This is a genomic window from Ketogulonicigenium robustum, assembly GCF_002117445.1.
In the GTDB taxonomy this organism is placed as follows: Bacteria; Pseudomonadota; Alphaproteobacteria; order Rhodobacterales; family Rhodobacteraceae; genus Ketogulonicigenium; species Ketogulonicigenium robustum.
Genome location: NZ_CP019937.1, coordinates 1,676,904 through 1,703,386, shown reverse-complemented (window position 1 = coordinate 1,703,386; position 26,483 = coordinate 1,676,904). Strand labels below are relative to the sequence as shown.

Here is a 26,483-nt window from a genome sequence, read left to right as displayed (position 1 = left end):
ATCTCTGATCTGGGGGCGGCTAAATGCGTTGATAACGCGGGTGTGGTGGAATGGTAGACGCGGCAGATTCAAAATCTGCTTCCGAGAGGAGTGTCGGTTCGAGTCCGACCACCCGTACCATCTTATAAGTTCTGAATGCGACGGGCATCCCTGCCAAGCAGGTTGATACTGCCCAGTAAAAGCGGCACATTGCCGTTAGCGTAAGGGCGAAATTCCATAAGGAAAATCATTGTGGCACGGACAGAGCATGCTTTTGCTGTGATCGGGCTGGGCGCGTTTGGCGCGGCGGTCGCATCGGAACTGGCGCGGTTCGGCAACCGCGTGATCGGTGTCGATCTGGACGAGCGGCGCGTGGCGCAAATGGCCCCTGTTCTGTCATCTGTCGTCATTTTGGATGCAACAGACGAGGCTGCCCTGCGCGAGGCAGGCATCGACCGCTATGATGTGGCTTTGGTCGCTATCGGCAGCAGCATCGAGGCCAGCATTCTGGCGACGATGAACCTGCGTTTGTTGGGGGTCGAGACGCTGTGGGTGAAGGCTGCAAGCCGCGTGCATCACCGCATATTGGCCAAGCTGGGGGCCGACCGCGTCATTCTGCCCGAACAGGAAATGGGCCGCCACATTGCCCAGATGCTGAACAACCCCGTCGTGCAGGACTATGTCAGCCTGGGGAACGGATTTAATGTCGTCAGCATCGAACTGCCCCAAGCGTTGGAGGGGAGTTCGGTGCGCAGTTTGGGGCTGGTCGGGCGGGACGAGCCGCGCTTGCTGGCAATAATGCGCGGGACTGCGCAGCTTGATATGACCGAACATGATCAAAAGCTGATGCGCGGGGACAAGCTGGTTCTTTTGGGGCGCCGCGTCGCGCTGCAAGCTTTTTCGGATAGGCTCTGACGGTTATGTCGCCGGCGATCCAGCGCGGTCTTGCGCGTTTTTTCCTGCTGCCGCCGCCTATTGTCGTGGCGGGAATATATGCAGCGACGATCGCGCTGGGCGCGGCCCTGTTGCAATTACCGGTCGCCCATACCGGTGGTTTGCGGTGGTCTGATACAGCCTTTATGGCGACATCGGCTGTAACCGTGACCGGGCTTGCGGTGATCGACGTGGGCAGCCAGCTGACATTGTTCGGACAGGCGATTTTGCTGGTGCTGGTGCAGCTGGGCGGGCTGGGGCTAATGACCTTTGCCGTCTTGATCCTTGATGTGCTGGGCCGCCCCGTTGGCCTGACCGGCGAGGCGTACTTGCGCGAGGATATGAAGCAGAATGCATTGTGGCGGGTCGGACGGCTTGTGCGGCAGATCGCGCGGGTCGTTTTCATTTTCGAGGGGGTGGGGATTGCGCTGCTCTGCCTCAGCTTTATCCCCGACCTGGGGTTTTGGCCGGGGCTGTGGGCTGCGATTTTCCACGGGATCGGCGCTTTCAATAACGCGGGTTTTTCCATTTTTCGGCAGGGGCTGGTGCCATATGTTGATGATCCGGTGGTGAACATCGTCGTGCCGGCGCTGTTTATCACGGGCGGCATCGGGTATTTCGTGCTGCACGATGTGATTTACCGGCGGCGCTGGCGGGCGTTTTCGCTGAACACGCGCATCATGCTGGTCGGGACGGCGGTGCTGATCCCATGGTCGGTGGTGATGTTTGCCGCACTGGAATGGACCAATCCGCTGACGCTGGGTGCGCTGGATGGCACATGGCCGCGTATCGCTGCTAGCTGGTTTCAAGGGGTTACGCCGCGCACGGCGGGGTTCAACACAGTCGACATCGGCGGCATTCACGACAGCACATCCATGCTGTTCATCGCGCTGATGCTAATTGGCGGGGGCGCGACCTCGACGGCGGGGGGGATCAAGGTGACGACGTTTGCCGTGATGATTCTGGCGACCATCGCGTTTTTCCGCCGTCAGACGCAGTTACATATCTTCGGGCGCGGCATCGACCATGACCAGATTTTGAAGGTAATGGCCTTGGTTGCAGTCAGTTTGATACTGGTCTTCTGCGGGGTGTTTTTGCTCAGCCTATCGCATGACGGCCAGTTTCTGGACATCGCGTTCGAGGTTGCCAGCGCCTTCAGCACCACCGGCCTGTCGCGCAATTATACGGGCGATCTGAATGATTTTGGGCGTGCCGTAATTATGGCAATCATGTTCATCGGACGCTTGGGGCCGCTGACGCTGGGGTTCTTCCTTGCCACGCAATTGCCCCCACGCGTGCGCTACCCGAACGAGCGCATCCACGTGGGGTAAGGCGATCTAAATCGCCACTGCGGTCGGGGCGGGGCGCACCGCGATGCAGCCCGTGCCACCCGCTGCCATCACCGATTGCGTGCCGCGCTGAACCGCACGGTTCAGGCAGCCCTGCGGTGTGTCACCGCCCAGCCATGCCTGCAGGAATCCTGCATTGAACGAGTCCCCCGCGCCTATGGTGTCGACGACGGTGATCTTGGGCGCGCTTGCCGTGTAAACCTGCCCGCCATGCGCCAGCATCGCGCCCGAACTGCCGCATTTCAACGCGACAATCGGGAAGTGCACCGCCAAGGCATTCAGCGCGGCGGTGGCGTCCGACAAGCCAGTCAGGGCGACGGCTTCTTCCATGTTCGGGAAGAAAATGTCGGTGCCGGCGCAGGCGGCCAGCAGACCGTCGCCGCGGATCAGGCTTTCGTCCCAGCTGGGGTCTACCGACACCGTCAGGCCCGCGGCCTTTGCAGCAGCCAGCAGTTCCGGCGCCTCGGCCAAAGTCGCGTATTCGGCGATATGCAAATGGCCGATGCCGTGCGTACCTAGGGCTGCCACCGCATCACGCGGAACACCGCGCGGGCTCCGCCGTGTGATGAAGGCGCGGTCCTCGGGGGTAACGATGGCCACGGTCAGCTGTGGTCCTGCGTCGGGCGCGCGCTCGACATAGGTCAGATCCAACCCGAGGGGGCGGAACTGCGCGGCCACGGCCTCTGCGATGGGGTCGGTGCCAAGACGCGCCAGCAAGTGCGTCGGCTGTCCCAAATCAAGCAGGTGGGCCGCCGTGATCACGGCGCCCCCGCCCGGTGTCAGGCTGAAGCTGTCTGCGTAAACCTCGCGCCCCGGTGTGGGTGGGGCGTCGAGGTCGGCAAAGGCGAGGTCGGCATAGATGCGGCCAAGGCAGAGCACCCCGTCGCCGCGCTTCAGTACAGTCATGCGCGGCCCATCGCCTTTTCGGTTTGCGCATCGAACAGGTACAACGCCCCGCGTGCGACCGATGCGGTGACGGTGCTGCCGACTTGCGGCAGGCTGCGGCCGGGGGCGGAACCCATCAGCGCTTGGCCCGCAACATCAAGGTGCACCAGCGTTTCTGCGCCCAAGGGTTCGATCGCGGTTACGGTCGCCTCTAGCTGCATGTCGCCCGGAACGCCGACCTTCAGGTCGTGCGGGCGCAGGCCGACCTTGACCGCGCCAGTAGCAACGCCCGTGCCCGCGCCTTGCAGCACGCTTTGGCCCAGCGTCAGGTTCGCACCATCGGATACACCGTCGACCACGTTCATCGACGGGCTGCCGATGAAGCGAGCGGTGAACACATCGACTGGATTTTCATACAGATCCAGTGGGCTGCCAACCTGCAAGATACGCCCGTCGCGCATGACGACGATCTTGTCGGCCATGGTCATGGCTTCGACCTGATCGTGGGTCACGTAAACGATTGTCGTGCCAAGGCGCTGGTGCAAGCGCTTGATCTCAATCCGCATCTGGCCGCGCAGCTGCGCATCCAAGTTCGACAGCGGTTCGTCGAACAGGAACGCGGCAGGGCTGCGCACCATCGCGCGGCCGATAGCCACACGTTGACGCTGGCCGCCCGAAAGCGCGGCGGGGCGGCGGTCCAGATAGGGCGTCAAGCCCAGCGTCTCGCCGGCCTCGCGGACAAGGCGGTCTTTTTCCGCCTTGGGCAACTTTGACGTATAAAGGCCGAAGCCGATGTTTTGGCCGACGGTCATATGCGGGTAGATCGCGTAGTTTTGAAACACCATCGCGATGTTGCGCTGCTTAGGCTCCAGCTGGTTGACGACCTTGCCGCCGATTTTCAGCGCGCCGCCCGAGATATCCTCGAGCCCCGCGATCATGCGCAGCGTGGTCGACTTGCCGCACCCCGAGGGGCCGACAAACACCACGAACTCGCCGTCTTCGATCTGCAGGTCGATGCCGTGGACGGCACGAACCTTGCCGTAATCCTTGACCAGACCTTCCAGTTCAATCTTGGCCATCAGGCAGCTTCCTTCAACAGGTTGAACGCGGTTGCAAGCTGGGCATCTGCGGCCGCTTGCGTCGCGATAAAGGTTTCTAGGTCTGCCGCGAAGGCAGCGTTCTGTGTCTTATAGCCCGCGATTGCCTTGGCCATCGCAGCGGGGGCAGGGCCGCCGGTGCGATCACGCACCGCCACGAAATATTCGGGCGAGGTGATCTCGGCAAAGGCGGCAGCGTCGATTTCGGGGTCGCGGCCCGTGGCGTGACGGAAGGCGTCCAAGAAGGGCGCGTAGCCATCGGTTCCCAGATCACCTTGCGCGGCGACGACAGCCTTGGCCACGGCTGCAGCAATCTCGTGCCCTTCGCGGAAGGACAGCCCCTCGCGGCGGACGACGCTATCGGCCAGTTCGGTGATGGTAATGCACGAGCGGCGGATGTTGTTGGCAACGCGCGCCGGGTCGACGCTGATTTGCGCGATCAGCGCGGTCAGCAATTCCAGCACGCGCGCGGCGGTGGCAAAGGCTTGGTAGCCGGTTTCCTGCGTTTCCCCTTCGCTGTCGTTCATGTCGGTGAAGGGGGTGTTATGCATGATGGTCAGCATCGTGTGGGCGCGGCCCACGGTTTGGCTAGCCAGATGACGCAGGTGTTCGATCGGCACCGGATTGCGCTTTTGCGGCATGATCGAGCTGATCTGCACCAGTGCATTCGGCACATAGATCTGGCCAACCTCGAAGCTGGTCCAGAATTGCAGGTCTTGGATGGGGCGGCCCAAGTGCAGGAACAGCAGTTCAATCGCGCTGTAGGTCGACGTGATGTAATCGACGCCCGCGATGCAGGAATAGGAATTCTGCAAGGGTGCGGCAAAGCCCAGCAGCTCCGCCACGCGTTCGCGGTTGATCGGAAAGCCCGAGGTCGTGATCGCCGCCGCGCCCATGGGCGAGAGGTTGACGATCCGGTACGCCTCGAACAGGCGCTGGATGTCGCGGGCCAGCACTTCGGCCATGGCGGACAGATAGTGTCCCAAGGTCGAGGGTTGGGCAGGCTGGCCGTGGGTATAAGCCACGATCAGGGTGTCCGCCTCGGCTTCGGCCTTTTTCACGATGGCGCCGTGCAGCGCGATGGCTTGGCCGATCAGCACGTTCAGGCGCGCGCGCAGGCCAAGTTTGAACAGCGTATGGTCGATGTCGTTGCGCGAGCGGGCGGTGTGTAGACGCCCCCCCAATTCCGCACCGACGCGGACCTTCAGTTCCTTTTCGACAAGGAAGAAGTAATCCTCGACCTCGCCGGTGTAGACCAGCGTGGCTGGGTCGATCTCGTCATCCAGCGCGGCGCGGGCGACAGCGATCTTGCCGGCTTGTTCGGGCGTCAGGATGCCGGTTTCGGCCAGCATCACCAGATGGGCGCGGTCGATGGCGCCAAAGGCGGCGACGTGGTGCGTCTTGGCCCCATCGAACAGGGGCCGCAACACGGTTTCTTTGTAGACCGGATCGGGGAAGCCCGATGTGTCGGTCAGGCGCGGGTCTTGCAGATTTGCCATCGTGTTAGCCTTTCAGACCAGCCAGCATCACGCCGCGCACGATAAAGCGTTGCAGCGCCAGGAACACCAGCAGGGTCGGGATGGTCGCCAGCGCGGCACCCGTCATGATGCGTTCCCATTTCACAGCCTCGCCCACGGCGAAGGAGTTGAGGCCGACCGGCAGCGTATAAAGATCGGGCGATTTCGTCGAAATCAGCGGCCACAGGAACGATGTCCAGTTGCCAAGGAAGGTGAAGATCGCCAGCGCCGACAGGGCCGGAACCACCATGGGCATCGCGATTTTCCACCAGATGGTGAACTCGTTTAGCCCGTCGACGCGCGCCGCCTCTAGGAAGTCGTTCGGGACGCCCTCAAAGAATTGCTTCATCAAGAAGGTGCCGAAGGCGGTCATCATACCGGGGAACATGATGCCCCAGTGCGTGTCCAGCCAGCCCAGTTTTGCCGACATCATATACCACGGGATCACCAGCATTTCGGTGGGGATCATCAGGGTCGACAAGATGCCGATGAAGACGATGTTCTTGCCGCGGAAGTCGAACTTGGCCAGCGTGTAGCCGACAAGGCTATCGAAGAAAACGTTCGACAGCGTGACCGCCACCGCAATGATCATCGAATTCCAGAACCATTTGATAAAACGGCCGTCTTTCAGAATGTCGATGTAGTTGTCCAGCGTCGGAACCGCAGGGATCAGCCGCAGGTCGAACGTGGCCGACGCGGGCTTTAGCGATGTCGAAAACATGTAAAGGATCGGCAGCGCCATAACGAAGCCGCCCAAAAACAGCAGCGTCCATGTGATGATCCGGCCGGGGCGGATGTTGCGGGTGTTCGCCGCTAGTTCTTGCGTCGCCGCGCTCATTTCTTGTCCCTCAACAGCCACAGTTGCAGCAGCGAAATCAGCAGCAGCACCAGGAACAGAACAACCGTCTGCGCCGAGGCATAGCCCATTTTGAAGCTGGAGAATGCGGTCTGATAAATCATCATCACCAGGGGTTTCGTCGAATCCAGCGGGCCGCCGGGGTCATTCGCGGTCAGCGATTGCACTTGGTCGAAAATGCGCAGGAAGCCGATGGACGACAGCACGACAAGGAAGATGGTGGTCGGTTTCAGTAAGGGCAGGGTGATCTTGCGCAGGATTGCAAATTCGCCAAGGCCATCGATCCGCGCAGCCTCGTAGAACGAGGACGGAATGGCCCGCAAACCTGCCATAAAGATGATGATCTGAAACCCGAGCCCCGCCCAGATGGCCGGAATGGTCGCCGCAAACAGCGCCTGATCGGTCGAGCGCAGGAACGGTTGCTGGTCAAACCCCAGCCATGTCAGGAACGAGTTGATCAACCCGATCGGCACCGGCTGGTAAAGGAACCGCCACACCCAGCCCATGGCCGCTGCGGTCGTCAGATAGGGCAGAAAATACAGCGCGCGGATAAAGCCGTGCATGAACCGGACACGATCAAGGTAGTAGGCAATCGTGAACGACACCAGCAGCGAGATCGGCGTGCCGATTATCAGATAGAGGAAGGTGTTTTTGAATACTTTCCAAAAGGCAGGGTCCGAAAACAGCTTGGTGTAGTTTTCAAGTCCGATGAATTTCGGGCCCCGCCGGATGTTGCCGTCTGTCAGCGACAGCCAGAACGCGTCCAGCGTGGGATAGAAGCGGATAACGACATAGAACAGGACGGGGATGGCAAGGAAAGCCCAAGCCCACAGCACGTGTTTTGTGCGGATCCCCATATTGCTCCAGAGGCCGGGGCGGCGCTCTGCCGCCCCCTTTTGATCTGTCACTGACATCTAGCCTTCGCCTTAGCGCAGTTCGTCGATGATGGCTTGTTCTTCGCGGCCGGCAATGTCCAGGGCTTCGCCCGGGTTCATACCTTCCAAGAAGACGCGGTTGGCCGCATCCAGCATGACCTTGCGCTGACCGGCTTCGTCGTAGAAGCGGGTGGTGTGCGCGTATTCCAGACCGCGCAGGAACGGGCCATAGATCGGGTTTGCCAGATTTTCGTCGGTAAGGGCCGCAGCGCGGCGGGCGGGCAGCTCGCCCACGACGTCCAGCCACACCTGCATGGCTTCGTCCGAGGACAGGTAAGCCAAGAACTTCTGGGCTGCTTCCAGCTCTTCGCCCTCGACATCGGCACCGATGCCGTTGGCGAAGTAGGACGAATAGTTGCCGCGCACGCCTTCGTCGTTGGCGGGCAGTTCGGTCACGCCCCATTCGAATGGGTTGGGTGCAAACGCGCCCAGACGGAAGGTTCCGTCGATGGTGAAGGTGGCAAGGCCCGCTTTAAAGGCGGCTTGGCCTTCGTCCATGAAACCCGGCGCGCCGACATGTTCGACATTCGCCAAATCGGTGTACCATTGGAACGCCGCTTTGCCTGCATCGGATGTGTAGGCCACGTTGCCGTCAGCGTCATAGGGCTCGCCGCCGAATTGGCGCACCAGCGCCTCGCGCCACCATTGGTGATCTTGCCCGCCCATTTCGATTGTCAGGCCGATCGAGGTGTAGTTGCCGGCTGCGTCGCGCTCGGTCGAGGCTTTCGCTTGGGCGATCAGCTCGTCGAGCGTGGCGGGGGGGCTTTCGGGGTCAAGGCCAAAGGCGGCCATGCGGTCTTTGTTGTAGAACAACGCCAGCGAACGCACAGCAGTGGGCAGGCCATAATACGCGCCATCACGTTCCATTGCCGAGACGATCGGGAAGAAGTCCGCTTCGATTTCGGCCGTCTGGAAGACAGCAGGGTCCAGGGGTTGGACCAGATCTTGCGCGATAAAGTTGTCTAGCCAGCCGTAGAAGAACTGCATCACGTCGGGGCCTTGGCCGGCCATCGTGCCAGCGACAACGCGGGTTTGGTAATCCGCGTAGGGGAAGGTGACGTGTTTGACGGTGATATCGGGGTTCGCGGCCTGGAAATTCTCGATCAGCTGATCGACGGCAGCCACGCGTGTATCAAAAACATATTGCCAATATTCGATCTCGACAGCCGAGGCTGCCCCGACCGACAGGAAGCTGACGCCACTGGCCAGCGCCGCGATCTTCGACAGTGTACGCATCGTCTTCATTCCTCCGAAATAGCCGGTTCCGAGATTTCGGTCCGGCATAGGTTGTTGTTGGTGGCCGCAAAAGAGGCCAGTCCAAGCGGTATGGTCGGGGATCGGCGGGTCGTTTGTCAATAACTTAATTCACTTGAGTTATTTTTGTGATTCTATACCTTTCGCGGTGCAGTCAAATGGAATGCAATTGCTGCCGCGGGGTTCAAAGCATCTGTCTTTATTGGCAAGACGGCAGGGCACCGCGGTGATTCTCGCGGCAAAACCGGGGTAATTCCGCTATGACAACCGACGACGCCAACCCGCCCAAGCCCCAGCGTGCCATCGGGGCCAACCCCGAGCGCAACCGCGCCCACAACCGCAGCCTCGTGCTGGGGCTGCTGCGCGAGCATGGCGAGATCGGTCGCGCCGCCATGGCGCGTCACACGCGCCTGACCCAGCAGGCGGTGGGCAATATTATCGAGGAACTGCTGGACGAAGGGTTGGTCATCGAAATGGGCCGCCTGCGGGCGGGCCGTGGCCAACCTGCACGCCAGTTTTCTTTGAATCCTCAGGGGCCTGTCAGCTTGGGGGTGGAAATTGCGGCGGGCCACTTGGTCACCGTTTTTCAGGGGCTGACGGGGGGGCTGCGCGCGCGCAGCATTGTTCCGCTGGCCGACACGACCCCCGGCCCGGTGATGGCTGCGCTGCAACAGCAGATCGCGCTGTTGGGGGCCGAGACCGGATCGCCCGCGATTATCGGCATGGGCGTCGTGATGCCCGGCCCGTTCGAGATTGAGGGTATAAGCGCTGTCGGCCCTGCAACCTTGAAGGGGTGGGCTGGCCGCGATCCTGCCGCGATGATTCGTGATGTGACCGGCATTTCCACCGTGATGCACGAAAATGATGCAACCGCCGCCGCGGTTTACGAAAGCCTGCACGGCGCAGGGCGGGCGCTGCGCGATTTCTGCCATGTCTATTTCGGGGTCGGTCTGGGCCTTGGGATCATACACGACGGACGCCCGCTGCGCGGCGCGTTCGGCAACGCGGGTGAAATTGGGCAGCTGGTTCTGCCCCCGCGCGACGGTGGCCCCGCCGTTCCGGTCGAGGATCGCACCTCGGTCTTTGCTTTGTGGGACTTTCTGCGCGAGACGCGCGGGCCGGACGTGTCCGACCTTGATCTGCTGACGGGCCTTGACCCAGAAACCGACCCGCCGCTGCTGGCATGGGTGCGTCAGGCCGCCGACCACCTGTCGCCGCTGCTGGCGCTGGTCGAAAACCTGTTCGACCCCGAAACGATCACCTTGGGTGGGCTGATGCCGCGCCCTGTGCTGAACGCGCTGATCGACCATCTGAACCCTTTGCCCGTGACCGTTTCCAGCCGTCAGGCGCGCAGCCTGTCGCGGGTCATTTTGGGGCACACCGGCCCCTATACCGCCGCGTTGGGCGCGGCGGCTATGCCTTTGCTTGATCATAATACAGCCGCGGAACTGCGGCACGACAACAGGACCTGAGGAAGAAGACCATGCTGACTGACCGTTCCCGCCTTTTCCGCCGCGCCGCGCAGCCGCGACTGGCACGTCTTGCCCGCGCGCTGGGCCGCCTGCAATCGACGGTTACGATGATGAACACGGGTGCCCACCCCGATGACGAACAAACCGGCCTGCTCGCGTGGTTTAGCGCGGGGCGCGGGATGCGGGTGGTCGTGGCTTGCTCGACGCGCGGCGAGGGGGGGCAGAATGCGCTCGGGCCCGAACGCGGCGCGGCGCTCGGCCTCGTCCGCTCGCGCGAGATGGAGGAAGCGGCCCGCGCCATTGACGCCGATGTTGCATGGCTGGGGCATGGGCCGGTTGATCCTGTCCACGACTTTGGGTTTTCCAAGGACGGCAAAGACACGCTGGAACGCTGGGGTCGCCAGCGCGTGATCGACCGGCTGGTGCGGGCCTACCGCGAATACCGCCCCGACATCGTGATCCCGACCTTCCTTGATGTGCCCGGCCAACATGGCCACCACCGCGCCATGACCGAGGCCGCCGAGGCCGCCCTCGCGCTGGCTGCCGACCCCGCCTACGAGATGGACGGACTTGCCCCGTGGCAGGTTGCGAAATTCTACCTGCCCGCGTGGTCGGGCGGCGGCGAGACATATGACGATGAACTGCCGCCTCCCGCGACGACGGTGATGGTGCATGCGCCGGGCACCGACCCCGTTACCGGCATGCGCTATGATCAGCTGGGCGAAGTCTCGCGCGGCTACCATGCCTCGCAAGGTATGGGGCACTGGCGTGCGCTGCCGCGTGTGCAATGGCCGCTGCACGGCGCCGCCCCCGAGGATGACGTGCTGGACAATCTGCCCGCAACTCTGGCGCAACTGGCGGCCGTCGCTGGCGCGCCCGACACGCTGCAGACCGCCGCCGCGCAAATAGACGCCGCCCGCGCCGCGTTCCCGCACGAAGGCCCGATGATTGCAGCGCTAGCCGCCGCGCATGCCGCGCTCAGCGTGCCGTTGGCGCCTGACTTTGCCGCTGCCCACGGCCACCGCATCACCCGCAAAATCGCCGAGGTCGAGGCCGCGCTGGCGCTGGCCGCGGGCGTTGATGCAACCGCATGGCTGCAAGACCCGCTGGTGCCAGGCCGCAGCGCGACACTGGCCGTGTGGGTCAACCCCGGCGCTGCCACAGTGCAAGGCGTGGGTGCCGAGGGTATTCCCCAACGCGGCGGCGCGGTCGAGGCTGATGGCCTGCACCTGATCACGCTGGCCGTACCCGCAGATCAGTCGCCCAGCAGCCGCTATCTGCCCGGCTGGACGCGCATGGGCGGCAACGGCATTTTGTCCGCCAGCATCAACCTGCGGGTCGACAGTATCGCCTTCACCCTTCCGCTTGATCTCGAGGAAGAACCGCTGCTGCAACCGGCGTATTCGGTGACGCCTTCGGCCGATGCTGTGCTGATCAATCTGGCGCAGCCGCAGCCGGTCAGCTTCGCGGTGACTGGCAACGCGCCCGACGGCGGTGTTGCGTTCGGCCAGATCGACGGCCTGAATGTCGCGGCGGCGGACGGCAAGGTCACGCTGACGCCCGGCGCGTTGGGGGCGGGCAAGTTGCGCCTGCCGATCTCGGTCGCGGGGCAGCCCGGCTGGCAGGCGAAGCCGATTTCCTATGCGCACATCGGTCGCCTCACCCAAGTGACGCCCGCAGGTGTCGATATTCTGGCCCTTGATCTGAAGATGCCCGAGGGCCGCGTTGGCTATGTCGGCGGCGGGGCCGACCGCGTTGGATTGTGGCTGCAACGCATGGGCGCGGATGTGGTCGATCTGGACGTAGCCGCCTTTGATCTGGCGCGGGCGAACGGCTTTGCGGGCTTCGACACGATTGTTGTCGGGATCTTCACCTTTGGTCTGCGCCCCGATTTGGCCGATGCGACCGCTGATCTGCGGGAATGGGTGCAGGCGGGGGGCAATCTGGTGACCCTCTACCACCGCCCGTGGGACAACTGGAAGCCCGACGAGACAACACCCGCCCGCATGGTCGTCGACAGTCCGTCGCTGCGGTGGCGCGTCACTCGCCCGAATGCGCCAGTGACGATTCTCGAACCTGACCATGACCTGCTGGCTGGCCCGAACCCCATCACCCACGCCGATTTTGACGGCTGGGATAAGGAACGCGGGCTTTACTTCCTGTCGTCGTGGGACGACGTCTACCAGCCACTGCTGGCGATGTCCGACCCTGATGAACAACCCCTGCTGGGGTCGCTGGTGACAGGGCGCGTCGGGGAAGGGCGGCACACGCATTGTGCGCTTGTGCTGCACCACCAGATGGATCGTCTGGTGCCCGGCGCGTTCCGGTTGATGGCGAACCTGATCCAGCCTGCCTGAAATGGCCGAGGCGCGCCCCTTGATGGCTGACGATACCCCTGCCGCCGACGTGCGGCAGGGCATGCTATGGGTTCTGCTGGATATGGCTTTGGTCAGCAGCATGACGGTACTGGTGAAGAAGGGCGGTGCCGATTTTCCGGCGGTGCAGATGGTCTTCTTCCGCTCGCTTGTGGGGCTGGTCGCGGTGCTGCCGCTGGTATGGCGTAACTGGGCGGCCATCCGGCAGACGCGTAACGCCAAGCGCAATGTGCTGCGCGTGACCTGCAACGCCGTCGCGCTATCGAGCAACTGGGGGGCGCTGACGATTTTGCCGCTGGCGACGGCCAATGCCATCGGGTTTTTGCGCCCGCTGGTCGTAATGGTTATGGCCATCTTTTTACTTGGCGAGCGGGTGACGGGCTGGCGGTGGTGCGGCGCGGCGCTGGGCTTGTTGGGGGTGGGCGTCATGCTGCTGCCCCGGCTGACAGGGTTTGGCGAGGAAGACCTTGGCCTTGGCTACCTTTTTGCGGGTGGCGCGATCTTGTTCGGCGCGATGGCCACCATCCAGACCCGCGCGCTGAAGGGCGAGAATACGACAGTGATGATGGTCTTTTACACGCTGGGGCTGACGCTGTTTACCGCCATTCCGGCGATGTTGGTCTGGCAACCTGTCTCAATCGGCCAGCTGCCGCTGCTGTTGGGAATAGGCATTATCGCGCAGGTCGCGCAGTATTGCTATTTGCGGGGCTATCAACTGGCGCCCGCAACGCGGCTTGCGCCGCTAGGGTACCTGTCGCTGATTTTCGCGACCATCATGGGCTACACCTTTTTTGACGAGATCCCCACACTTTACACCCTTGGCGGGGCGCTGGTTATCATTCTGGGGTTGGTGGTGGCCCGCCGCCACGCATAGCAGGCGGGCCGAGGCCGTTATTCCACGCAGTCGTTGATCGGGGCGGCACGCACGATGGGGAAGCAGCTTGCCCATTTATCGGTGCGCGAGGGCCATGGGGTCAGGAATTCGGGGCTTTCTTCCAGCTCAAGCACACCCAGCGCCTGCAGGTCTTTCACGCGGCCATCCAGATATTCCTTGATGACGTTTACCTTGTCGTCGGCCACATGCGCGATCCAGACATCGTTCACCACTTGGCGGTTGCCGCGCTGGAAGGTGCGGAACTGCACCTCGGCGGCGATGCGGCCGGTTTCGGTGTCGATGTAGAAGGCGTCGGCAGGGAAATAGAGGCTGGTGTCGGTGGCGGCGCCGCAGAATGCCTCAAGGTCGGCCATCATCGCCTCGCGGCCGTTCACCGCGCTGGTCGGGTACGAGAACGACACGTCGTCGGTGATGGCATTGGCCATCGCGTCGCGGTCGCAAACGGCCCATGCGGTTGCGATGTCGAAAATCAGGTTCTGCATCGTCGCACGCTGGGTGCCTTCGGTCTCGAGCGTGCCATCGAAGAACACGCCCGGGCGCACTTCGGCGGCAAGGGCGGGGGCCGCTGTCATGGCGGCGACGATGAAGGGGGCAATCAGCTTTTTCATTTTTGGTCCCTGTTGGTTTTATTGGGTTAAAGCGCATCGCCGCCGCGCGCGGCCGCGACGATGTTGTTTAAAAGGCAGGCCGCGGTGACAGGCCCGACCCCGTTCGGCACATGCGAGACAATCGCCGCATGGCCCATCAGGTCGGCCAGATCGGCATCGCCGATCAAGCCGCCGTCTTTGGGAATGATCGCCAAGTCCAGCACGCGGCCGCCTTGGGCGATGTGGTCACGCCCCAGCAGGCCCGCGACGCCGGCAGCCGAAATCACCAGATCGGCTGCGCGCGTGTGGGCGGGCAGGTCGCGCGTGTCGATATGGCACAGCGTCACGGTCGCGCCCGCATCAGTCAGCAGCATCGACAGCGGCCGCCCGATCAGGCGCGAGGCGCCGATGATTGTAACGTTCTGCCCGCGCAGATCGCCCAAAATGGCGCGCGCGCACAGCAGGCTGGCCATTGCGGTTGCGGCGGGACGCGGCGTGCCTTCGCCCAGCAGCAGGGGCCCCGCCAGCAGCGGGTGCTGCCCGTCGACGTCTTTTTGTGGCCCAATGGCACTGGCGGCCAAGGCAGGGGTCAGTCCGGGGGGCAGCGGAAACAGCGTCGCCACCGCGTCGAGGCCGGGGTCAGCCGCCAGTTCGGCAAGCTGGTCCAGCGGAGCGTCGGCATAGCTTTCGGCGCGCAGGGTAATGCCTGCCGCGCGGGCCAGATCGATTTGGCGGGCCAGATAGGCGCGGGCGGGGCCGTTTGCGGGGTCATGCAGCGTGACACAAACCGGGGCGCGCCCCAGTGCCTGCACGGCGGCGGCGACATCGGCCAGAATACTATCGGCCAGCGCGAAGCCTGTGAAAATCGTGGTCATTGCAGCGCACTGCCCAAGGCCGACGCGGTCGCTTGCATACGGGGGGCCAGTCGACCTGCAATTTCCACCGCGTCGTGCCCGTTCGTCGGGAAGATGATCGACAGCGCGCCGGTGACACGGCGCATGCCATCAAACACCGGCACGGCCAATGATGCGACGCCATCGACATATTCACCGTCCGATAGGCAGTAGCCCAAGCGGCGGCAGTCGGCCAGAATCTGCGCCAGCTTTGCATCGTCGGTTTCGGTCTGCGGCGTGTGCGCTTGGCTGGGCAGACGGGCGAGGGTGCTGGCGCGTTCAACATCAGGCAGGAAGGCCAGAATGACGCGGCCGACAGCGGTGGGCAGCAGCGGCGCGCGGCTGCCCACTGTGACCATGTTCAACGTGAATCGCGCGGGCAGAAAGGCGTGGGCGACATAGACGGCCTCGGTATCATCCAACATGGCGAAAGATACGCTCTCGCCGATATCCTCGGCGGCGGCGCGCAGCAGGGGGTGTACGATCTGAGGCAGGCTGCGCCCCTCGATAAAGCCACGGATCAGGCGCAGGATGTGGGGCGTCAGCTCGTACACGCCGCGATCGGCCTTGGCGTAGCCCTTCTTTTCCAACGTGCGCACAAGGCGGCGGACGACCGTGCGGTTCATATCGGTGCGGGCCGCCAATTCGGGGATAGACAGGCGGCGCTCGCCGCCAGCGAAGGCCTCGATCAGATCGAGGCCGCGCGCGAAGGTCAGCGAGATTTCCTTGTCCTCGTCGAACATGGCGCGGTTTTCGTCAAGCGCTGACATGGTCGGCCTGCTGTTGTGCGATGTTGATGACGTTTTGCAGCAGCATAGCGCGCGTCAGCGGCCCGACCGAGCCATGGGGCGGGGTGACGGCACCGGCTTTGCCCGCGACATCGGCTGCAATGTCCGACACCATCGCGCCGTCATCGCCATAGGTGATGCCGACGCCAACCACCGTCGCCCCAACGCGGATCATTTCGGCGGTCACCAGCGCGGGGTGGCCCGCCGCTGCGATGACGATGTCGGCGCTGCGGGTGAAGGTTGCCAGATCGGGCGTTTTGCTGTGCAGCAAGGTGACGCTGGCGTCGATGCCGGGGGCTGACAGCAGCATGGCCAGCGGGCGCCCGACCAGCAGCCCACGGCCGATGATCACCACATGCTGGCCCGCCAAAGCGATACCGTAGCCACGCAGCAACGCCAGCACCGCCATCGGGGTGCAGGGCGGAATGCCGCCCCTGCCGGTAATCAGTCGCCCTAGATTTTCGGGGTGCAGCCCGTCGATATCTTTTGCAGGGTCGATGGCCGCCGCCACCGCCTGTTCATCGTGGCCGGGGGGCAGGGGAAACTGCACGAAGAAGCCATCGACATCCAGATCGGCGTTCAACCGCGCGACTTCAGCCAGAACATCGGCGGGGGTCGCCTGTTCTGGCAGGCGGATGTTCAGTGCCTCGATCCCGATTTCAGCGCAGTCTTGGTGCTTGCGTGCGACATAGGATTCGCTGGCCGGGTCTGTCCCGACCAGCACGGTCGCCATGACCGGACGAATGCCGCTGGCGGCAACGCGCGCAGCCATTTCCTGACGCAGGCGGGCTGCCAATGCGTCGCCATCCAGCAGCACAGCCATTACTTCAGCCCGATCGAAGGATCGATAAAGCGGTTCGTCACGACATCGTCAATCGTGACATCGGGGTTTGCACGATCGTCCAACATGGGTTTGACCAGATCGAACATGGCGGCCACGCGATCCATATCGAAATCGCCGATGGTGTCGTTTGTGCCATTCCCGACGATGCCGCGTTCTTTTTGGGCCGCAGCCGAGAAGGCATTCAGATCAACGCCCGAACGCCACCAGCTGGCAGAATAGCCACCCTCGGTGAAGTCGGCGATCACTTGGTTCACCTCGGCAGGGTCGGTGATGTAGTCGATCGCGGCTTGCTGCATGATCGGCACCAGCTTTTCAAGGCAGGGCGATAGTTCTTCCAAACGCGGTTGGGCGACGGACAGCATCCCCGTGATCACCGGATATCCCAGATCATTCACAGTGACCGCATCTACGGGCTTCGCCCAGTTCATACCGTTCGACAGGTTGAAGACCTCGGTGGTAACAAAGCCTTGGTTCAACCACGTGCCGTTGTTGGCGACGAAGTTTTCCAGATCGCCACGGTAGCCCTCGACGAATGCCTCGCGCGGGACGCCTTGGTTCACCAGCCACAGCCCGAAGGTGCGCGTGATGGTCGAGACATAGATCATGCCTTTGCCCGACGCGCCGAATTCCTTCAGGTCATCGACCGAATGGAAGCCTTCAGGGTAAGTGCCTTCGTCCCAGATCAGGCCCGAAGGGGCGATGTCCAGCGGCACATAAACGCCCACGACCGGAAACATGTTCGAGAAGATGAACGCGTTATCCAGTTCTTGGAAGCCGAGGTGCGGAATGACGCCCGCCTTCGAGTTGCCGTTGAACAGCGATGAATAGGCCGTCTCGCCATCGCCAAGGCCGATGCCGCCGCCGCCTTCTAGGATCGCCAGCTCAATACCGGTCGAGCCCAGCGGGCCGCGATAGACGCCCGATTCCATCGTGCCGCCCGACCCGATCATCTGGTAAAGGCCGCCGTGTTCAGCCTGCGCCAGCCAGTCTTTTTGGATGTAGAACGGGCTGGGGCAGACATCTGCCAGCGGGGTGGTGTAATTGGCGGTTGCAAATTCGCCAGCCGAGGCCGCAGCGCCCGCAAAAGCGGTCGTCGTCGCCATCAGTGCAGTAAGAATGCGTTTCATCAGCGTTTCCTGTTGGATGAGGGAGGTCTTCAGGTCTTCGCCCGAATGGGCCTTTTCGTCAGCTTTTGCGTTCAGCGGTCTCGTGCCAGCTGGCGAAAATCTTGTTTCCGACCAGCGTGAACACCACGAAAATCCCGATCGACAACGAGGCCGAGGCAATCAGCGCAGCATACATCTGTTCGTATTTGAAGTCGGTCTTGGCGTTGACCAGCATCTGCCCCAAACCGCCGCGACCTGCCATAAAGAACAGCTCTGACGTGACAGCCGCGATGACGGCCATGCTGGTCGAGATGCGGAAGCCGGCAAACAGCGCGGGGGCGGACGAGGGAAGGCCCGCTTTCCATAGCATCGTCGTCCAGCTGGCGCCTTGCAGGCGGAACAGGTTCAGCACGCCTTGGTCGAGGCTTTTCAGGCCCAGCAGCAGCGTGGTGGGGATGGCGAAGAAGGTGAACAGGATCACGATCAGTACCTTGGGCATAAACCCGAAACCCAGCGCCGATTGGATCAACGGAATGATCGCCATGATCGGAATGGATTGCAGCGCGACAAGGAAGGGATAGACGGCGCGTTCCATCACGTAAAAACGGAACATGATGATCCCCAGTGCCATGCCGATCGGGATCGAGAACGCGAGGCCCGTCAGCGCGATGATCAGCGTGGTCAGGCTGCGGCTGCCGAGTTCCGCCCAGACTTCGGGGCGGGACAGGGCCTTGTCCCACATGCCGATGGCCGAGGGCATCAGGAATTGACGGTGGGCAGGCAGGCTTTCACGCACCAGCCAATAGGTCACCACCACAATCACCCCCATGATCAGCGGGGGCAGAAAAGTCGCCATGACCTTTTGCGCAGGGGTTTTGGGCGGGGCGACCGGGGTGGGGGCATAGGCCTCGGTGCGGATCTTGGGGGCGATATCGGTCATGGCTCAATCCTCGATGGCGTGGCGCAGGGCAACCGAAACTTCGCCGGCAATGCGGCTGAATTCGGGGTCATAGCGCAGCTCGGGCTGGCGGGGGTAGGCAAAGGGAATGTCGAAATCCGCGATGATGCGGCCGGGGCGGCGGCTCATCACGATCACGCGCGACGACATGTAAACCGCTTCGGGGATCGAATGGGTGATGAACATGCCGGTAAAACCGTTGCGCAGATAAAGGGCGATCAACTCGTCATTCAGCCGCTCGCGGGTGATTTCATCCAGCGCGCCAAAGGGTTCGTCGAACATGAACACAGCGGGGTTCAGCGCCAGGGACCGTGCCAGCGACGCCCGCATTTTCATGCCGCCCGACAGGCGTTTAGGGTAGTGGTTTTCAAACCCTTTCAGGCCGACCAGTTCAATCTGTTCCAGCGCGATCTTGCGGCGTTCCTCGGGGGGGACGCCGCGCAGTTCCATCAGCAGCTCGACGTTGGGCAAAACGGTGCGCCACGGCAGCAGCGTCGCATCCTGAAACGTGTAGCCGAGGTTCGAGCGGTCGACGCGGATCTCGCCGCCGGTATGTTCCTCGAGGCCAGAGGCCAGTTTCAGCAAGGTGGACTTGCCACATCCCGACGGGCCGACCACAGAGACGAACTCGCCCCGCCGGATCGTCAGGTCGACGTCTTGCAACGCTACGGTGCCATCAGGGTATTGCATCGACACATTGTCGAAACGCAGGGCCAGCGTGGCAAGATCTGGCTTTTCCGTCGCTAGGTCGGTCACGGGCATTCCCCCTTAGAACTTCAGCATGGCTTGGCGCACCTTGGCCAGATAGGCGTCGGTATCGGCACGGGTCACGTTGTTCATGTCATACAGCGCATGGTAGCTGACCTTGACCAGCGGGTTACACACGACGCGAAGGAAACGCGTGCCGTTCTTGCGCGGCGGGTCACCCAAGAACCACGCGCGCCACTTTTTCGAGCCATATGTCGTCACGGTCGCCAGTTTTTTGATGTTCATCAACCCGGGGCCCATCTGGCCGTCGCGCAGTTTGAACGACACATCGGGGATAAACACGCGGTCGATATACCCCTTGAGAATCGCGGGCCAGCCAAAGCTCCAGACAGGGTGGCACAGCACCAGCGCATCGCAGCTTTCCAGTCGGCGGACATAGTCATCGACCAGCGCGCGGTTGGCGGGGACATCGTGGTAAGTATCGCGGTCGTGCCGCGACAGTACAGGGTTGAAGCCGTCTTTATACAGGTCGAGGTCGTCAACCTCGTGGCCGGCCTCGCGCAGGCTGTCGACCACTGTGCGGTGCAGGGCGGCGTTGAAGCTGTCTTCCTGCGGGTGGGCGTAAATGACGTGAACTTTCATGGCGTTACTCTTGGAACAGGAAGGATTTGCCAGCTTCGGGCTGCCAATCGGGGTGGGTCCAGGCGATCATCTTGCCGGGGTTCATCAGGCCTTTGGGGTCGGTTTGGCGCTTGAACTCCAGCTGGGAAATATCGGTGCGCTTCATGCCGCCTTCCTCCAACGTGACGCGATGGGGATTGAAGACGGTAATGCCGAAATCACGCTCCAGCGCGGCGATCAGGGCCTCCAGCCGCTCCTCGGTGCTAAAGCGGATGATGGGCATGGCGACGGGGCTGACGACGCCCGAAAAGCGGGTGAATTCAAAGTGCAGCATGATTTCGTCGCCGAAATGTGTGTCCAGCGCGGCGATGGTTTCGGCCATCGCATCGCGCGGGAACATCATTTGCAGATAGGTCAGGCCGGGGTCGGTTTTGATGGCGCGCAGCGTGGTGTGGTTCCACGCCATTTCAAACACGGCGGGCAGACGCAGGGCAGGGTCGGCCTGATCGGCGCGATAGACCAGTTCGGCGGTTGGCCATTGGGCCAGATGCGCGGTGAAGGCGGGCAGATCCTCGCGCCGAACCATGGCGGCGATCACGCCGCGGCCGGTGCCGACGAAGGGGCGGAAGCGCTGAAAGAACAGCTCGGGGATGGGCGCGGCAAAGGAGGACAGCATCCGCAGCAGGACGGCCGTGTTTTCCCCAAGGCTGATCGCCAGATCATTCGCGCCCGCAAAATCGGGGGTGGTGACCATGACATCGACCCAGTCGCTGCTGGGATCGACCGGAATTTCGATTTCCGTCATCACGCCGTTCACGCCATACGCATGGGCGGCTTTGTGAATATCCTCGCCCGTCAGATCCAGAATGCGGGGCGTTTCTTCCATCGTGACCAGCCGCACGCGACGGATGTTTGCGGGGTTGCGCAGTCCGCCCCACCGGATCGCGCCGACGCCGGACGATCCCCCCGCGATGAACCCGCCAATGCTGGCCGAGGCCGTAGTCGAGGGGAACAGGCGGATCTCGCGGCCGTGTTCGCGCAGATGGTGTTCGATATGTTCGATGATGGTGCCCGCGCGGGCGGTGACGGTGTCCTCGCCCAGCTGGGTGATGCCGACCAGCTTGTTGGTGTGCAGCACCACGCCGCCCTGCAGCGGCATGGATTGCCCGTAGTTGCCGGTGCCCCCGCCGCGCACGGTGACTGGCACGTCATTTGCATAGGCGGCGGCGAGGATGCGGACAACCTCGTCCTCGTCCTTGGGGGACACCACCAGATCGCCGACAAACCCGTCCAACTGGCGTTTCAGGATCGGCGAATACCAGAAAAAGTCGCGGCTTTTCAGGCGCACGATATTGGGGCGGTCTTCGACCTCGATCCCGTCGATCGCGGCGCGGAAGGCGTCGAGGTTCATGCCAAGTCCTTTCTAATCGGGCTGCCGCTGCGCAGCACGCGGCGGTCTTCGTGCGCGCGCGAGAACAGGTCGGCCCAGTCTGTCGCGTCGAAAATGATCAAATCGGCTGCGCGGCCTGTCTGGATGGTGCCCAGCGGCAGGCCCATAGTCGCGGCGGGCTGTGCAGTGGCGGCGGTGATCCAGTTTTGCGGCGCGCCCTCTAGCTGACCCAGCAGCAGTGCGTTACGCATCACCTCCAGCATGTCGTAGCCGCCGTAGGCGAAGAACGGGTCTTGCACGTTGTCCGATGCAAAGCTGACCGGAATGCCCGCCGCGCGCAGTTCCTGCACGCGCGTCATGCCGCGCAGGGGCGACAGTTGGCCGGGGGCGCGGCCCATCAGGAAGGCGTTCGACATGGGCAGGCTGACGACATGCACGCCAGCGTCGGCCATGCGGTTGATGATGGGTTGGGCAGCATCTGGTGCAATCGCCGACAGCTTGCAGCAGTGGCTGAGGGTAACGCGACCGGTAAACCCTGTGCGGTCCAGCGCGTCCAGCACCGCCTCGATCCCGTTTGCGGCGGGGTCGATGGTCTCGTCGACGTGGAAATCCACATCCAGCCCCGCGGCGGCGGCGGTGGTGAAAAAGCGGTCAATCACCGCAGGCGGGCATGCGTCCGAGGAGATATACCCCCCGACGACGCCGCCAGTGGCCGCAATCTGCGCGCAGCGGTCGGCAAAATCGTCCGAGGCCGCGCGCTCGATCCGCATGAGGGCGACGGGTTGGATGGTGAGCTTGCCGCCCCAGCGATCTTGCAGCGCGACCAGTGCTTGCCACGCGGGGTTGTCGGCGGGGGCCAACATGCTGTCGGTGTGCGAGCGTAGCGCGATTGTGCCGCGCTGGTAGGCGGCGGCAGCGGCGCGTTCCAGCCGCGCGTCCAGATCGGCCCGGGTGCGGTTCGGGGCGTCGGCCATGGCCAGTTGCACGGCTTCCTCTAGCCCCGTTTTGCTGACGCCCGCGCGTTTGGCGGTGTAGGTTTTGTCCAAATGCACGTGCATATCGACAAAACACGGCAGAACGATGCGTCCGTTTAGATCCTCGGTTTCGCCCTGAACCGGTTCGGAGCTGATAAGGCCGTTCGCAATGTGCAGATCCAGCTGGATCAGGCCCTCGCCGACATCGGTACCGGTCAGGTTCGGGCAAAGCGCGGCGGGGATGCGTGCGTTTTGGAAAATGCGGTTCATGCCGCACTCCCGGGCAGCGGGTGCGCGGCCACTTCGTCCAGAAGTGTTCCGAAACGCGCGGCGGAATGTGCCACCAACTGCGCCCCAAGGGCCGCCGTCGCGCTGGCGGCATCGCCCGCAGCGCCTGCGGGGTGCAGGTCCTCGGCACACCATCCGGTTGTCACGCTGCCCATCATGCGCAGCACGCTATTGCTTTGCGCGACCGCTGCCGAAGCGGGCACGAAGTGCTGCGCCTGTGTCATATCGACCAGATCGGGGCGGAAATGCAGCATCGCTGCCGTTTCGACCAGACCGCCGTGGATCCCCTCGGCCTGCTCGCGCGGTGATACGGTGCCTTCGGGAAAACCCATTCCAATCCAACCGGCAGTGACGGCCAGTATGTCGTGTTGAATGCGCAGGCTACGCACCAGCATCTGCAGCGCGGGCACGTTGCCGCCATGGGCGTTGATGCACACCAGCCGCTTGATGCCCGCGCGGGCAACGCTTGCGCCGATTTGCTCCAGCACGCTCAGCAGCGTCGGGCCATCCAGCGTCAGCGTGCCGGGGAAGTGGATGTGTTCGTCAGATTTGGCGACGGCAATCGTCGGCAGGATCAACACGTCAGCGCTGTTCGCGGCGGCGGCGGATAGTTCCGCCATTTCGGTGGCCAGCAGCGTGTCGGTATTCAGCGGCAAGTGGGGCCCGTGTTGTTCTGTCGCGCCCACGGGCAGCAGCGCGACGGCCCCTGCCAAAGCGGGTGTGAAGTCGGGTGCGCGCAGGTCGGACCAGTATCTATAGGGCATTTGATCGATTATCGAGCGTTAGGTCGGTTATATGTTGATTGAACGCGAATGACGCCTGCCGCAAGGTCTGCTGGTGCCTTGCTACCGAGTCATCTGATCTGGTGTTAAAATTTGTGCAGATCGCCCGCGCTGCGATTGATTTGTCATCGGTGTCGCAACGGGCCTTGATTTCTGGCGCGCGGCGCATCACAGACACCCGTTCAATTGGAGAATGCCATGAAACCGCTAGAACCCAAGACGATCCGGCCGCCCTTTGGTCACTATTCATCGGGTGTGGCGGTGGATGCGCCGCAAAAACTGGTCGTCACATCCGGCCAGCTGGGGGTTGGCCCCGACGATGTCGCGCCGCCCGACGTGCTGGAACAGGCGCGGATCTGTTTTGCCAACTGCGGCGCGATCTTGGCCGAGGCGGGCCTTGGCCCGCAGCATGCGATCCGCGTGGCGGGCTTCGTCACCCGGCGCGAGGATTTTGCTGCCTACATGCAAGCGCGTGACGAGTGGCTGGCCGATGCGCCCGTGAAACCTGCCTCGACCTTGCTGATCGTCACGGGGTTCACGCGCCCCGAGTTTCTGGTTGAAGTCGAAGTGACGGCGGCGCTGTCATGATTGCGATTGATGAAATATTCTTGGTGACTGCCCCCGGGCTTGAGGACGTGCTGGCCGACGAGGCCCGCGCGCTGGGCCTGAACGTGACGGGCACCATTCCGGGCGGCGTGACGGTGGAAGGCGGCTGGCCCGCAGTTTGGCGGGCCAATGTTAAGCTGCGCGGCGCCGTGCGTGTGCTGGCGCGGATCGCGTCGTTTCGTGCGATGCACTTGGCGCAGTTGGATAAGCGCGCCCGCAAAATCGCGTGGGACCAGCTGCTGCGCGCGGATGTTCCCGTCAAGGTCGAGGCGGTGACCGTAAAGTCCAAGATTTACCACGCGGGTGCCGCTGCGCAGCGCGTGGAAACCGCCATCCGCGAAACGCTGGGCGCGCCCATTGCGCAAGACGCGCCCATCACCATCAAAGTGCGGATCGAGGATGATCTGGTGACGATTTCCGTCGATACGACGGGTGAGTCGCTGCACAAGCGTGGCCACAAGCAGGCCGTGAACAAGGCCCCCATGCGCGAGACGCTGGCCGCGCTGTTCCTGCGCCAATGCGGCTACCACGGGCAGATGCCGGTGCTGGACCCCATGTGCGGGTCGGGGACGCTGGTGATCGAGGCGGCCGAGGTGGCGATGGATCTGCCCGCTGGCCGCGCGCGCAGCTTTGCCTTTGAACAACTGGCCGAATTTGATCGCGCCGCGCTGGCGGGGCTGAAGGCGGGCGGGCGGCGCACCGATTTGCGCTTCTATGGCAGCGATCGCGATGCTGGGGCCATCCGCATGAGCCGCGATAATGCGGCCCGCGCGGGTGTGGGCGAAGTGACGACATTCGAGACCAAATCCATTTCCGACATCACCCCGCCCGAGGGGCCTGCCGGTTTGGTCATCATCAACCCGCCCTATGGCGCGCGCATTGGCGAGAAGAAGACGCTGTTCGGCCTGTACGGCGCGATGGGCAAGGTGCTGAGCGAGCGTTTCAAAGGCTGGCAGGTTGGCATCATCACGTCGGACAGCGGATTGGCCAAAGCGACGGGGCTGCCGTTCTTGCCTTCGGGGACGGTGGTGGCTAACGGCGGGCTGAAGGTGCAGCTTTTCCGCACCGACCCGCTGTAAACGCGGATGTAAAAAAGGCCCCCGAAGCGGGGGCCTTTTGGTATCAGAAGCTGAGGGCGCGGTCGCCTTTTGCATCCTTGATGCGGTTGGGCAGGCCCATCTGGTTCAACAGGTTCAGGAACGGCTTGGGGTCCAGTTCCTCGACGTTGGCCATCGTTTTCACGTCCCACGTGCCATCGGCCACCAGCAGGGCAGCAGCCACGGGGGGCACGCCTGCGGTGTAGGAAATGCCCTGTGCGCCGGTCTCGGCATAGGCTTCCTCGTGGTCGGCGATATTGTAGATGAACACCTCGGCGGGGGCGCCGTCTTTGGTGCCGCGCACGAAGTCACCGATGCAGGTCTTGCCGGTATAGTCGGGGGCCAAACTGGACGGGTCAGGCAGCACTGCCTTGACCACTTTCAGCGGCACGACTTCCAGCCCTTCGGCGGTTTTCACCGGCCTTTCCGACAGCAGGCCAAGGTTGTTCAGCACGGTGAACACGTTGATGTAGTGATCGCCAAAGCCCATCCAGAAACGCACATCCGCATCGGGGTAGCGGGCCGACAACGAGTGAACCTCGTCATGGCCGGTCAGATAGGCTTTTTGGGTGCCGACGACGGGCATGTCCCATTCTTTGCCGACCTCGAACATCTTGTTCGTCTGCCACGCGCCGTTCTGCCACGAATAGACCGTGCCGGTGAATTCGCGGAAGTTGATTTCGGGGTCGAAGTTGGTCGAGAACCAACGGCCGTGGCTGCCTGCGTTGATGTCGACGATGTCGATGCTGTAGATCGTATCCAGATAGTCGTCGGCGGCCAGACGGGCATAGGCGTTCACCACGCCCGGATCAAACCCGACGCCCAGAATCGCGGTGACGCCCGCAGCGGCGCAATCCGCGCGGCGCTTCCATTCGTAATTGCCATACCACGGCGGGATCTCGCAGATTTTGGCGGGGTCTTCGTGGATGGCGGTGTCCAGATAGGCGGCGCCGGTCTGGATGCAGGCCTCTAGCACATACATGTTCACGAAGGCCGAGCCGACGTTAATCACGATTTGCGCGCCGGTGTCGCGGATCAGCGCGGCGACGGCAGCCGTGTCCATCGCGTCGATGCTGTGCGCGGTAAAGCTGCCCGCCACCTTCATCGCGCCCTTGTCGGTCACGCTTTGAATGATCGCATCGCATTTGGCCTTGGTGCGCGAGGCGATGTGCAGATCGCCAAGACGATCGTTATTTTGCGCGCATTTATGCGCGACAACTTGGGCGACGCCACCGGCGCCGATAATTAGGACGTTCTTTTTCACTTCGAACCGTCTCCTTTAAGGACAGAGGGA

25 protein-coding genes and 1 tRNA gene are annotated in these 26,483 nt (G+C 63.0%); 8 read left to right on the top strand and 18 right to left on the bottom strand.

Translation table 11 applies throughout. The annotated features are described in order from the left end of the window. Positions 1–36: 36 nt before the first annotated feature. From BVG79_RS08430 to BVG79_RS08420, 3 genes are all read left to right on the top strand, one after another. Positions 37–120 (top strand) — tRNA-Leu (locus BVG79_RS08430). Positions 121–231: 111 nt separating this feature from the next. Next, the gene (locus BVG79_RS08425; RefSeq protein ID WP_085786492.1) at positions 232–894 is read left to right on the top strand and encodes a potassium channel family protein; all 663 of its coding nucleotides are present in this window, start codon (positions 232–234) and stop codon (positions 892–894) included. A 5-nt stretch (positions 895–899) separates the two neighbouring features. Next, positions 900–2,243 (top strand): TrkH family potassium uptake protein, encoded by a 1,344-nt coding sequence (locus tag BVG79_RS08420; RefSeq protein WP_085786491.1) that lies wholly within the window; start codon positions 900–902, stop codon positions 2,241–2,243. A 6-nt stretch (positions 2,244–2,249) separates the two neighbouring features. Here the strand turns inward: BVG79_RS08420 and BVG79_RS08415 are convergent, their stop codons facing one another. Genes BVG79_RS08415 through BVG79_RS08390 form a run of 6 tightly spaced genes read right to left on the bottom strand, consistent with a single transcriptional unit; the run spans position 2,250 to position 8,787 of the window. After that, entirely contained in the window at positions 2,250–3,167 is a 918-nt protein-coding gene (locus BVG79_RS08415; RefSeq protein ID WP_085786490.1) for a carbohydrate kinase family protein, read from the bottom strand. Beyond that, the gene (locus BVG79_RS08410; RefSeq protein WP_085786489.1) at positions 3,164–4,225 is read right to left on the bottom strand and encodes an ABC transporter ATP-binding protein; all 1,062 of its coding nucleotides are present in this window, start codon (positions 4,223–4,225) and stop codon (positions 3,164–3,166) included. The genes BVG79_RS08415 and BVG79_RS08410 overlap by 4 nt, the downstream gene beginning before the upstream one ends. Continuing rightward, positions 4,225–5,742, bottom strand: a complete 1,518-nt coding sequence (gene argH, locus BVG79_RS08405) for an argininosuccinate lyase (RefSeq protein WP_085786488.1) — start codon at positions 5,740–5,742, stop codon at positions 4,225–4,227. The genes BVG79_RS08410 and argH overlap by 1 nt, the downstream gene beginning before the upstream one ends. Before the next feature lie 4 nt (positions 5,743–5,746). Next, positions 5,747–6,598, bottom strand: coding sequence for a carbohydrate ABC transporter permease (locus tag BVG79_RS08400; RefSeq protein ID WP_085786487.1), 852 nt, complete (start codon positions 6,596–6,598; stop codon positions 5,747–5,749). Further along, a complete protein-coding gene (locus tag BVG79_RS08395) occupies positions 6,595–7,530 on the bottom strand; it encodes a carbohydrate ABC transporter permease (RefSeq protein WP_085786486.1) in 936 nt (311 codons plus the stop codon). The genes BVG79_RS08400 and BVG79_RS08395 overlap by 4 nt, the downstream gene beginning before the upstream one ends. 12 nt (positions 7,531–7,542) lie before the next feature. Beyond that, a complete protein-coding gene (locus tag BVG79_RS08390; protein ID WP_236951340.1) occupies positions 7,543–8,787 on the bottom strand; it encodes an extracellular solute-binding protein in 1,245 nt (414 codons plus the stop codon). Between the two features lie 278 nt (positions 8,788–9,065). Between BVG79_RS08390 and BVG79_RS08385 the strand changes: the two genes are divergently transcribed. The 3 genes from BVG79_RS08385 to BVG79_RS08375 are packed head-to-tail and all read left to right on the top strand — an operon-like array spanning position 9,066 to position 13,526. Beyond that, entirely contained in the window at positions 9,066–10,277 is a 1,212-nt protein-coding gene (locus BVG79_RS08385; RefSeq protein WP_085786484.1) for an ROK family transcriptional regulator, read from the top strand. A gap of 11 nt (positions 10,278–10,288) precedes the next feature. Continuing rightward, a complete protein-coding gene (locus BVG79_RS08380) occupies positions 10,289–12,634 on the top strand; it encodes a PIG-L family deacetylase (RefSeq protein ID WP_085786483.1) in 2,346 nt (781 codons plus the stop codon). A gap of 22 nt (positions 12,635–12,656) precedes the next feature. Beyond that, on the top strand, positions 12,657–13,526 hold the full coding sequence (locus tag BVG79_RS08375; protein WP_157115660.1) for a DMT family transporter: 870 nt from the start codon (positions 12,657–12,659) through the stop codon (positions 13,524–13,526). A 17-nt stretch (positions 13,527–13,543) separates the two neighbouring features. Here the strand turns inward: BVG79_RS08375 and BVG79_RS08370 are convergent, their stop codons facing one another. The 11 genes from BVG79_RS08370 to BVG79_RS08320 are packed head-to-tail and all read right to left on the bottom strand — an operon-like array spanning position 13,544 to position 23,468. After that, a complete protein-coding gene (locus BVG79_RS08370) occupies positions 13,544–14,155 on the bottom strand; it encodes a nuclear transport factor 2 family protein (RefSeq protein WP_085786481.1) in 612 nt (203 codons plus the stop codon). 26 nt (positions 14,156–14,181) lie between these two features. Continuing rightward, a complete protein-coding gene (locus tag BVG79_RS08365; protein WP_085786480.1) occupies positions 14,182–15,009 on the bottom strand; it encodes a bifunctional 5,10-methylenetetrahydrofolate dehydrogenase/5,10-methenyltetrahydrofolate cyclohydrolase in 828 nt (275 codons plus the stop codon). After that, positions 15,006–15,797 carry an IclR family transcriptional regulator gene (locus BVG79_RS08360; protein WP_085786479.1) on the bottom strand — a complete coding sequence of 264 codons (792 nt, stop codon included), beginning with the start codon at positions 15,795–15,797 and terminating at the stop codon, positions 15,006–15,008. Before BVG79_RS08360 ends, BVG79_RS08365 begins: the two co-directional genes overlap by 4 nt. Next, positions 15,784–16,638, bottom strand: a complete 855-nt coding sequence (locus BVG79_RS08355; protein WP_085786478.1) for a bifunctional 5,10-methylenetetrahydrofolate dehydrogenase/5,10-methenyltetrahydrofolate cyclohydrolase — start codon at positions 16,636–16,638, stop codon at positions 15,784–15,786. Before BVG79_RS08355 ends, BVG79_RS08360 begins: the two co-directional genes overlap by 14 nt. Then, positions 16,638–17,786, bottom strand: coding sequence for a hypothetical protein (locus BVG79_RS08350; protein WP_085786477.1), 1,149 nt, complete (start codon positions 17,784–17,786; stop codon positions 16,638–16,640). Before BVG79_RS08350 ends, BVG79_RS08355 begins: the two co-directional genes overlap by 1 nt. A gap of 58 nt (positions 17,787–17,844) precedes the next feature. Next, positions 17,845–18,705, bottom strand: a complete 861-nt coding sequence (locus tag BVG79_RS08345; protein WP_085786476.1) for an ABC transporter permease — start codon at positions 18,703–18,705, stop codon at positions 17,845–17,847. A gap of 3 nt (positions 18,706–18,708) precedes the next feature. Then, positions 18,709–19,479, bottom strand: a complete 771-nt coding sequence (locus BVG79_RS08340) for an ABC transporter ATP-binding protein (RefSeq protein ID WP_236951339.1) — start codon at positions 19,477–19,479, stop codon at positions 18,709–18,711. 12 nt (positions 19,480–19,491) lie between these two features. Then, the gene (locus BVG79_RS08335; protein ID WP_085786474.1) at positions 19,492–20,073 is read right to left on the bottom strand and encodes an NAD(P)H-dependent oxidoreductase; all 582 of its coding nucleotides are present in this window, start codon (positions 20,071–20,073) and stop codon (positions 19,492–19,494) included. Between the two features lie 4 nt (positions 20,074–20,077). Then, positions 20,078–21,463 (bottom strand): FAD-binding oxidoreductase, encoded by a 1,386-nt coding sequence (locus BVG79_RS08330; protein ID WP_085786473.1) that lies wholly within the window; start codon positions 21,461–21,463, stop codon positions 20,078–20,080. Beyond that, complete coding sequence (locus BVG79_RS08325; RefSeq protein WP_085786472.1) at positions 21,460–22,686, bottom strand: amidohydrolase family protein; 1,227 nt, start codon at positions 22,684–22,686, stop codon at positions 21,460–21,462. Before BVG79_RS08325 ends, BVG79_RS08330 begins: the two co-directional genes overlap by 4 nt. Beyond that, on the bottom strand, positions 22,683–23,468 hold the full coding sequence (locus BVG79_RS08320) for a creatininase family protein (RefSeq protein ID WP_085786471.1): 786 nt from the start codon (positions 23,466–23,468) through the stop codon (positions 22,683–22,685). The genes BVG79_RS08325 and BVG79_RS08320 overlap by 4 nt, the downstream gene beginning before the upstream one ends. Before the next feature lie 216 nt (positions 23,469–23,684). Between BVG79_RS08320 and BVG79_RS08315 the strand changes: the two genes are divergently transcribed. Both BVG79_RS08315 and BVG79_RS08310 read left to right on the top strand, forming a co-directional pair. Next, positions 23,685–24,074: a RidA family protein gene (locus BVG79_RS08315; protein ID WP_085787329.1), complete on the top strand. Its 390-nt coding sequence runs from the start codon at positions 23,685–23,687 to the stop codon at positions 24,072–24,074. Next, a complete protein-coding gene (locus tag BVG79_RS08310; RefSeq protein WP_085786470.1) occupies positions 24,071–25,171 on the top strand; it encodes a THUMP domain-containing class I SAM-dependent RNA methyltransferase in 1,101 nt (366 codons plus the stop codon). Before BVG79_RS08315 ends, BVG79_RS08310 begins: the two co-directional genes overlap by 4 nt. 43 nt (positions 25,172–25,214) lie before the next feature. Here the strand turns inward: BVG79_RS08310 and BVG79_RS08305 are convergent, their stop codons facing one another. Beyond that, positions 25,215–26,453, bottom strand: a complete 1,239-nt coding sequence (locus BVG79_RS08305; RefSeq protein ID WP_085786469.1) for a saccharopine dehydrogenase family protein — start codon at positions 26,451–26,453, stop codon at positions 25,215–25,217. Positions 26,454–26,483: the final 30 nt, after the last annotated feature.